The organism is Microbacterium sp. NPDC096154 (genome assembly GCF_040302945.1).
In the GTDB taxonomy this organism is placed as follows: domain Bacteria; phylum Actinomycetota; class Actinomycetes; order Actinomycetales; family Microbacteriaceae; genus Microbacterium.
On the sequence record NZ_JBEOSM010000018.1, the window covers coordinates 1 to 8,864 of the forward strand.

The following is an 8,864-nucleotide window of genomic DNA, read 5'->3' on the forward strand; positions in this document are numbered from 1 at the left end:
AATATCGTCACCCACCGCCAAGGGTTAACACGATCATCACCCACAACGGCGCTAACGCGCCGCACCACGCGAAATAAACGCGACTGTAGTACTAGTGCTTCAACTCTTACTTCGCCCTCGGTCGTCGCCGCATCCTGTGGGCGTGTTCATCGTGCCGTCAGCAACGCCCGACGAGTTCGAGGCCGTGGATTACAGAGGTCATGGAACACAGTTGCACTTGGGGGGGGGGGAGTCGCCCCGCTCGTTGGCACCAGCCCTGTTCCGTGGCTCCGCTACTTCGCGCGTCGAGCAGCACCGTAACGTTGCACACGTGCGGCATCGAGGCGCCTCCGTGTCCTGCTCGATCTGCCCACGCGCGAGCGGCCACATCGTCGAAGTCTGCTCGGCAGCGGATGGTTGCCACAGCACTCGAACCGCGATTGGTCACGCCTGGCCGGTGAGTGCGATCAGGATGCCCCCCGCCGCCCCGACGATGACGACGGTCCAGGCGGGTGCCCGCCAGGTGATGAGGAGAACGAAGCAGATCAGTGCGAGCACGAAGGGCTCCGGGCCGGTGATGGCGGTGGTGAAGACCGGGTCGTAGAGCGCGGCGGCGAGGATGCCGACCACGGCGGCGTTCGCTCCGCGCATCAGGGCCTGGGCCCAGGGGCGGGAACGGAACGCGTTCCAGAACGGGAGCACTCCGGTGAGCAGCAGGAGCCCCGGCAGGAACACACCGGCGAGGGCGATCGCGGCTCCTGCGATACCGCCTGGACCGACGGTCGAGAGGGTGCCGAGGTAGGCGGCGAAGGTGAAGAGCGGTCCGGGCACTGCCTGGGCCGCCCCGTAGCCGGCGAGGAACTGGTCGGGACTGATCCAGCCGGTGTCGACCACACCGGCCTGCAGCAGCGGGAGCACCACGTGGCCACCACCGAAAACCAGAGCTCCCGCACGGTAGAAGGCGTCGAAGAGCTGCACCGCCCCCCACTGCGTGGTCGCGGCAAGCACGGGTAGCCCCACCAAGAGCAGCACGAACAGGACGAGACATATCACGCCGGCTGTGCGCGCGACGGGGAAGCGGATCATCGCGGTGGCGGGCGCGAGAGCGCTCCGGCAGAAGATCAGCCCTGCGATCGCGCCGATCACGATGGCGCCGATCTGCCCGACCGATCCGGCGAGCAGCAGAGCGCAGGTGGCGGCGAGGGCCGCGATGGCGGCGCGCACCCGGTCGGGGGTGAGTGTTCTCGCCATGCCGAGCACGGCCTGAGCGACGATTGCGACGGCGACGATCTTGAGGCCGGTAAGGATGCCGCCGCCCACGATGCCCTCGAACAGCGGCGCGCCGTAGGCGAAGGCCACCATCAAGGCGGCGGAGGGCAGTGTGAAGGAGAGGAACGCGGCGATCGCGCCGGCGGGGCCGGCGCGGAAGAGGCCGAGGCCGAAGCCGACCTGACTGGATGCGGGGCCGGGCAGGAACTGGCTGAGGGCGACGAGGTCACCGTACTCGTTGTCATCGAGCCATCGGCGGCGCTGGATCAGCTCGTTACGGAAGTAGCCGAGGTGGGCGATAGGGCCACCGAAGGCTGTCACGCCCAGCTTCGCGAAGACGCCTAGCACCTCGCGGGTGGATCCCTGTCTAGCTTGCGCGGGAGTGGTGGTGTCCGTTGTCATCGGCCTGTGTCTTCCTGTGTGAAGATACGCATCCGTTGCCGGGCGACCGCGAGGCCGCGCTGGCCTTTCTCGGTCGCGGAGTACAGCTTGCGGATACCGCGCTCAGTTCGTTCGGTTCGTACGGTGAGGTAGCCGTCTTCGGCCATTCTGTGGAGCATGGGGTAGAGGGTGCCCGCTGAGAGGCGGTATCCGTGACTGGCGAGCTCCTCGATCATCCAGGCGCCGTAGATCTCTTCCTGTGACGCGTGGTGCAGCACGTGCATCCTGACGAGCCCAGCGAGGAGGTCACGGTACTCCTCCAGTTCGTCAACGGAAGGTTCGCTCGCCACTCCGGCTTTCTATCGGAGTTCGATATCGAATGTCGATAGGGCAGGTGAACGTGTGCTTAACGCGCCGACGATGCGACGGGGAAGCTGCACACGACAGTGCCGCCCGAGTTCGAGTGTTCGATGGCGACGGTGCCATGGTGTCGCCGCGCGATCTCGCTCACGAGGGCGAGGCCGAGGCCATAGTGTCGCGTGCCGCTGCCCGGAGCGCCGGTGCGGGTGCCTGCTCGGCTGCTGGAGAATCGTTCGAAAGCGGTCGCGGCGATCGTCGGGTCGAACCCGGGCCCGTCATCGGTCACAGTTAGGACCGCTCTGGATGCGCTCGCCGTCACTGTGATGCTGACGGCGTGCTGCGCATGGTCGAGCGCGTTCGTGCACAGTGCGAGGACGAGGCGCAGGAGTGCCGCGGGCGACCCGGTCACGGTTACCGATCCTGACTTGCCTGTGCGTATCAGTTCGATGTGTCGGGCGGTCGCGTCGTCGGCGAGGAGGGCGATGGCCCGGTCGGCGACGGCGACGAGATCGACGGGCTCCTGCGTCGCGCTGCTTCGTGGGTCGGCGGCGATAAGGAGGTCGTCGAGGATTTCGGTGAGGGCGTTCGTGTCGGTGACGACGTCCTCGATGGCATCGGTGACGTCACTCGGCAGGCTGTCCTGCCCTCTGCGTTTGAGCAGCTGGGCACGGGTACTGAGGAGGGTGAGGGGGGTACGGAGCTCGTGGCTGGCGTCTGCGACGAAGCGGCGCTGGAGTGCCAGCGCATCGGCGAGGGGCCGCATGGCACGCTTCGCCATCAGATACGACGCGGCGAACGAGAGCACGACTGCGATCACACCGCCGACAAGAAGCGCGGCCGAAAGACGACTGAGCTCCTCAGCTGTCTCGTGCTGATCGATAGCGACCTGGATGACGCGGTCGTGGTCCCCATCGGCGGTGGTGAGCAGCGCGTAGGTGCGACCGTCGACGGTGCGTTCGGATCGCTGGTCCCCGCCGCCAGCTTCGACGGATTGGATCGCGGCGGTGTCGAGCAGGCCGTCGGGCATACTCTCGGACGCGACGATCTGGCCGCCGCTGTGAGTATCGACGATGGTCACAAAGGTGCCGGAGGCGGCATCCTTCCTGGAGTCGAGTTGGGTGGCGGCGCGCAGCGCATGCTCGCTGGCCTCGGCGATGCTGCTGCTCACGATCGCGAAGACGACCCCGCCGACGACGACGAGCACCACGAGGACGAGCGCGGTGAACCGGGCGGTGAGTCGTAGCGCGGCGCCCCGGAGATCCTCCGGGTCGCGAGGCCTGCGCGCCATCACCGGAGCGGTCCCAGTTGGTAGCCGATGCCGCGGATCGTTTTCACCGATTCGCGGCCGAGTTTTCTGCGCAGATAGTGCACGTAGGTGTCGATCACGCCAGGATCGTCCGCATCGGGGAACACCGTGCCGAGCAGATCGTGCCGTTCGAAGATCTGCGAGGGTCGGCGTGCGAGGTGCTCGAGGAGTTGAGATTCCCGCTCGGAGAGGTCGATCGTGTCACCGTCGCGAGTCGTGACGGTGCGGCTCCTCGTGTCCAGGGCTCCGTTTGGGAGGGGAAGCGTGGGCACGATGTTGAGATGTCTGCGCAGCAGCGCGCGGATCCGGGCGAGGAGTTCGTCAATGTCGAACGGCTTGCCGAGGTAGTCCTCGGCTCCCCGGTCCAGCCCCTCCACACGGTCGGCGGGGTTGCTGAGGGCGGACAGGATCAGCGCAGGGGTGAGCACGCCGCGGTTGCGGAGCCTGTTGAGCACGTCGAGACCCTCGATAGCCGGCAGGCCACGGTCCAGGATCATGGCATCGAAGCTCTGAGTCAGTCCTTCGTGCAAGGCTCGCTGCCCGTCGCGGGCAAGGACGGTGTCATACCCCTCGGAGCGCAGCAACTGCTCGAGCATGCCGGCGAGGCGGGCGTCGTCTTCGACGAGCAGGATCCGCGCACGCTCCGGCATGATCGCAGTATAGGCAGGGCCTGACGCGCTCATCCGAGGATTAGGCTTGCGGCTTCCCGCAGCCCGGGCGATGCGGTGATCCCCCCGTGGTCGTCGACGGTGAGGGCGTCGACGTCGAACCGGTCGAGGATGTCGTCGCACCACTGAGGACCGCCGGCCAGGATCGCGGTCGCAAGCACATCGGCGGTGACGATGTCATCGGCGACGACCGTCACCTGCCGGTAACGGACGAGAGTGTCCGATGTAGCCGGGGCTCGCCAGATGTGCTCGCCGCGTTCTGCGGTGCCGGAGGTGGCCACCGCCTGCCGTGGGTCCTGCACTTCGAGGGCGCACAGGAGGGATGTTCGGGCGTCGGGGTCTGTGATCCCGATCCGCCACGCGGAGCCGTTGATGCTGCCGCGGGTGAGGATGTCGCCGCCGACGTTGAGCACCCAGGAGGGCATGCCGAAGGTGTCGAGAATGGTGCCAGCCGCTGCGATGGCCGCGGCTTTCACGATGCCGGACAGATCCAGGACACCGTCCGGCCGGTGAGACGTGAACACGCCAGCCGTACGATGCGACCACATCATCGCATCCCTGTAGCAGTCGCGCACGGCATCGCTGGAGTGCGCGAGCGTCAACTCCCCTGTCGCGATGCGGCTGAGCTCTGAGTCGGCACGGTAGAGGCTGAACCGGCGGTCGAACTCGGCGAAGGCATCTTCCACCTGGAGCAGCACCTCATCGCTCGGCACCGGCCCCGCGAAGCGGAGGCTCGCCGTCGTGCCCATCGTGTTGAACACATGCGTCGTCACGGTCACAGTCCAGCCTGGTCGAGGGCGGACTGGAGCGAGGTCAGGTAGGCGTTGCTCGTGTAGGTGGCACCTGAGACGCTGTGCACGTTCGCTGATTGTGCGGACAGGACTTCCTGACGAAGGATCGGGGCAGCGCGGTTGCTGATCGACACCGACCGGGAATCCTGGTCGGTGAGCTGCAGCGCGGTCACGTCGCTGAGGATGCCGTCCTGCACGGTGATCTGCACCTGGACGTCACCGAAACGCGTATGAACGGATGTCCCCGTGAAAGTCCCCGAGACAGCTGACGTCGTGGTCTCCGACGCGGACGCACTGGGTGTCGGTGCGGGCGTCGCTGTGCTGCTTCCGGCATCCGCCGACGGCGTGACAGTCGAAGTCGGTGCTGATCCGGCAGCCGTATCGGATGTCGTTGTCTCTGACTGCTGGCCATCAGCGCCGAGCTGCCAACCGACCGCGAATACGGCAATCGAGGACAGGGCGCCCAGTATCGTAGCGCGCGCCCTCACCAGTCGAACCTCTCCACGTGGATCTGCGCTTCCCGCAATCCTGCGGCGCGGGCATCGCGAATCACCAGATCCGTCCACGCCTGCGGCCCGCACACGTAAAGGTCCGAGCGCAGCAAGTCAGGGAACGCCGAGGTGATCGTCACCCCACGCGACAGCGCCTCGGCAGACATCCAGGTGGCAAGGCCCGGAGGCCGTGCACCGAGCATCGTATACACGGTATTGCCGCGCATGCTGGGCAGTGCGCCGATCTCGCTCCACAGGTAGCTCTGGGTGGAATCGGTGCCGCGGAGGACGACGGTGGCTTCACCCGGACTGAGCGGGGAATGCTCCAGCAGGGATCGGATCGGCGTGATGCCGATGCCCGCCGCGACGACTGCGAGTTTCGGAGCGACCCGGTGCGCGTCAGTGAAGACACCGTACGGACCTTCGATCGAGACGCGCGCGCCCGGACGCACGCGTCCGATCGCGGCACTGCCGCGCCCGAGGTCACGCACTGTGATGCGCGCCGTCGTGGCGGTCGGCACAGCGGAGAAGGAGATGGGATGCGCATGCCACCACGTCGCACCCGTCCAGAACCGCCAAATCGCGTACTGGCCGCCGGCCGTGTGCAGCCGATCCAGGTTCCGCCCCGTGAGGTGGAGCGACACGACACCCGGAGCGACCTGCTCGACCCCGGCGACGCGGATGCCGTGACGCGCGCTGCGGATCATCGGCACCAGGAAGCGGAAGACACCGATCGAACCGAACGCGAGCACGTACAGGGCGAGCCAGTACACCCGCTGTCCGGTGCCTTCGGCGAGCACACCGCCCGCGCTCAGCTGGTGAGGCACGGCGACCAGCACGGCGAGGTAGCTGAGCAAGTGGATCAGATGCCAGGCCTCATAGGAGAAGCGACGGCGGACGGCGACGAGCGAAGTGACCACGACCGCGACGAGCAGCCCGAACCCGAGATAGGCGAGCAGCAGGTCCTTGCTCTGGAGGAACCCGATCGTCTCGGCAACCACGTTCGACCCGTCGCTCATCGCGTAACCGACGGTGAGGAGGGCTGCGTGGGCGAGGATCAGTGAGAGGGCGGGCCTGCCGAGCCTGCGGTGGAGGGCCATCGCCCTGTCCTGGCCGAAGACGCGGTCGATCGCCGGAATGCGAGCGGCGAGCACCAGCATCACCAGGATCAGGTCGGTACCCACAAGTCCCGTGACGATGCCGAGCGCGGTGATCGCGGAAGCGGGATCGGTGACCTGGTTCATCCCGCCGTAGGCGAGCCACAGGGAGATCGCGACGGCGACCGACAGCCAGACCGCAACAACCATCAGGTCGGCCGCGCGCATCCGTCGACGAGTGCGGACCCGCCGGACCCGCGCAACCGTATCGTCAGTGCGGAACGTTGCCGCCCGTGAAAGGGGGGCCGTATCTGTCGCCATTCTCAACTCACTTCGCGTAGCTCCGGCTAACGACAGTTCCCACGATCCCCCTCCATTCTTCCAGGATTCTTAGCCGCCTGGCCGCGGCACGCTTAGCCTCACCAACGTTGCTCACCGGGACCAGCGGTGCTTGTGTTGGGGTCATGTCGACAGATCTGCCCGCAGACAACCCCGGGCTCCAGCCGCACCCCGATGAGCCGCATCGCGGCGGCATTGCGCAACGGTTGAACTGGCTGCGTGCCGGCGTGCTCGGCGCAAATGACGGCATCGTCTCTGTTGCCGCGATCGTGGTCGGCGTCGCCGGCGCGACCACCGCCTCCGGGCCCATCCTCACCGCCGGGCTGGCGGGGTTGGTCGGGGGTGCGATCTCGATGGCCCTCGGCGAGTACGTCTCCGTCAGCAGCCAGAGCGACAGCGAACGCGCCCTGATCGCGAAGGAACGGCAGGAACTGCGCGACATGCCGGAGGAAGAGCTCGACGAGCTCACCGGGCTCTACCGGGCCCGTGGGCTCAGCGAGCAGACCGCACGACAGGTAGCCGTGGAGCTCACCGCGCACGACGCCCTTGCCGCGCACCTATCAGCCGAGCTCAACATCGACCAGGACGACGTCGTGAGCCCCTGGCACGCGGCGGTCGCTTCCGCAGCCGCGTTCACGATCGGCGCGATCCTCCCCATGCTCGCCATCCTCCTACCCCCGCCAGAGTGGCGTGTTCCGGTGACCTTCGCGGCCGTCCAGTAAAGCCTAGCTGTTCACGAAGCAGATCATGAATAATGATGGATGAAAATGAAGCAGGGGCACTTTTGTCTATTTTAGGCATTAAAATATGCGCAATCATCACGGCGTCTGCCCCCTCAGCAATGGCTTGCTTAAAAGGCACCAACTCAAGCTCTCTTAATCGTTCTATATTATGATTCACAATCGGTAACCCAATATGAGAATCTACGGAAGTATCTCCATGCCCTGGAAAATGCTTCACGACTGGAATGATATTTCTTTGCTGCAACCCTTTCATCACTGCAATCCCCATCTGACTAACAATATTAGTCTCATTTCCATAAGCCCGATCACCGATGACAGGATTTTGGGGGTTACTATTTACATCAAGCACAGGTGCATAGTCCATATTAAGTCCAAACGAATGTAGCTGATCACCAATCACATTGCCAATTTGGGTAGCAAGCTGTTCATTTTTCGTATCACCCACTTTTTTAGCAGAAGGGATTTTTTTAAGTGTTGGGGGCATCCGTGATACTTTTCCTCCCTCTTCATCCACACTCATAAAGAGAGGAACACCTGACTTCTGTTGAGCGTTGATCTCCTTTAGATCATTAAATAATTGAAGTGCTTCTTTTGCATCCTTCATATTGTTGCTATAGAAAATAACCCCGCCCACGTTATAGCTACGTATTAGCTCCTTCGCAGCTTCATCAACCTCTGTCCCATCCATTCCAGCCATAATAAGCTGGCCTACTTTCTCCGAAACAGAAAGTTCTTTTAGCTTGTCCTGGATGGGGTCTTTTTGTGGTTGGGTAGACTCAACAGGTGAAGAAGATGTGGGATTATTATGATTAGTATTATGATCCTTTGCTGTATCTTGCCCTGTAAAAAAACAACCTGTAAGGGACAATAACAATAGAAAAATGAACGATCTTAATCTCATCTCATAATCAGCTTCCTATAGATTTATTTTTTTCATTTACTTCATTCTCTTCAGTTTTCTCATTTTTAACATATAAATTTTGATGACAGCTTGGACATTGAATCAAATACGGCGATTTTTTATGAATCGTTTCACCACAATTTGCACAAATAACCTTGTTGCGTATCTTCATTTGAGTGAGGAAGCTAATTAAGCCTCTTACAAAAATAATAATAGGTCCAAGCAGTAATGTTCCAATAAACCACATCGGAATTGTACCGCCACGTCCTTTAAAATACAGCGCAAAACCAATTGCATACACAAGAAAAAGTAACGCTAAAATGATAGCGAGACGGTTTTTTTTACCTAGATTCATGTTTCGTAGCCTTCCTTCTCAGTTGATGTCTTTACAAGTATAACGCATAATGGTCTTTCATAATCGTTCAATTTATAAAAAAAAGTATCCTCGCGGATACTTTTTACTTTGTGTAGCTTTATACTATTCTTTTATCGATCTGTAAGCTTACTATCAATTTTCCCTTGTAATTCTACCATTCTCA

General features: G+C 62.3%; 9 protein-coding genes and 1 pseudogene. 1 reads left to right on the forward strand and 9 read right to left on the reverse strand.

Translation table 11 applies throughout. The features are described 5' to 3' along the window. Positions 1-423 precede the first annotated feature (423 nt). The 7 genes from chrA to ABTW64_RS15215 all read right to left on the reverse strand — a co-directional run bounded on the left by chrA (position 424) and on the right by ABTW64_RS15215 (position 6,570). On the reverse strand, positions 424-1,650 hold the full coding sequence (gene chrA, locus ABTW64_RS15185; protein ID WP_350623803.1) for a chromate efflux transporter: 1,227 nt from the start codon (positions 1,648-1,650) through the stop codon (positions 424-426). Next, positions 1,647-1,979: a PadR family transcriptional regulator gene (locus tag ABTW64_RS15190; protein ID WP_269268751.1), complete on the reverse strand. Its 333-nt coding sequence runs from the start codon at positions 1,977-1,979 to the stop codon at positions 1,647-1,649. Before ABTW64_RS15190 ends, chrA begins: the two co-directional genes overlap by 4 nt. A gap of 56 nt (positions 1,980-2,035) precedes the next feature. Beyond that, positions 2,036-3,277, reverse strand: a complete 1,242-nt coding sequence (locus ABTW64_RS15195) for a sensor histidine kinase (RefSeq protein ID WP_350623805.1) — start codon at positions 3,275-3,277, stop codon at positions 2,036-2,038. Continuing rightward, positions 3,277-3,945, reverse strand: a complete 669-nt coding sequence (locus tag ABTW64_RS15200; protein WP_260026865.1) for a response regulator transcription factor — start codon at positions 3,943-3,945, stop codon at positions 3,277-3,279. The genes ABTW64_RS15195 and ABTW64_RS15200 overlap by 1 nt, the downstream gene beginning before the upstream one ends. A 29-nt stretch (positions 3,946-3,974) precedes the next feature. Then, positions 3,975-4,742 carry an FAD:protein FMN transferase gene (locus tag ABTW64_RS15205; RefSeq protein ID WP_350623807.1) on the reverse strand — a complete coding sequence of 256 codons (768 nt, stop codon included), beginning with the start codon at positions 4,740-4,742 and terminating at the stop codon, positions 3,975-3,977. Continuing rightward, positions 4,739-4,963, reverse strand: a complete 225-nt coding sequence (locus ABTW64_RS15210) for an FMN-binding protein (RefSeq protein ID WP_311200160.1) — start codon at positions 4,961-4,963, stop codon at positions 4,739-4,741. The genes ABTW64_RS15205 and ABTW64_RS15210 overlap by 4 nt, the downstream gene beginning before the upstream one ends. A gap of 275 nt (positions 4,964-5,238) precedes the next feature. Then, positions 5,239-6,570, reverse strand: a complete 1,332-nt coding sequence (locus ABTW64_RS15215) for a ferredoxin reductase family protein (RefSeq protein WP_350623810.1) — start codon at positions 6,568-6,570, stop codon at positions 5,239-5,241. 236 nt (positions 6,571-6,806) lie between these two features. Here ABTW64_RS15215 and ABTW64_RS15220 point away from each other — a divergent pair. After that, a pseudogene (locus ABTW64_RS15220) lies at positions 6,807-7,397 on the forward strand (VIT1/CCC1 transporter family protein); the annotation flags it as partial. On the opposite strand, the gene ABTW64_RS15225 reads toward ABTW64_RS15220, so the two are convergent. Beyond that, positions 7,315-8,325 carry a glycoside hydrolase family 3 N-terminal domain-containing protein gene (locus tag ABTW64_RS15225; RefSeq protein ID WP_350623812.1) on the reverse strand — a complete coding sequence of 337 codons (1,011 nt, stop codon included), beginning with the start codon at positions 8,323-8,325 and terminating at the stop codon, positions 7,315-7,317. The pseudogene ABTW64_RS15220 and the gene ABTW64_RS15225 sit on opposite strands and share 83 nt — an antisense overlap. A 7-nt stretch (positions 8,326-8,332) precedes the next feature. Continuing rightward, the gene (locus ABTW64_RS15230) at positions 8,333-8,680 is read right to left on the reverse strand and encodes a hypothetical protein (protein ID WP_350623814.1); all 348 of its coding nucleotides are present in this window, start codon (positions 8,678-8,680) and stop codon (positions 8,333-8,335) included. Positions 8,681-8,864: the final 184 nt, after the last annotated feature.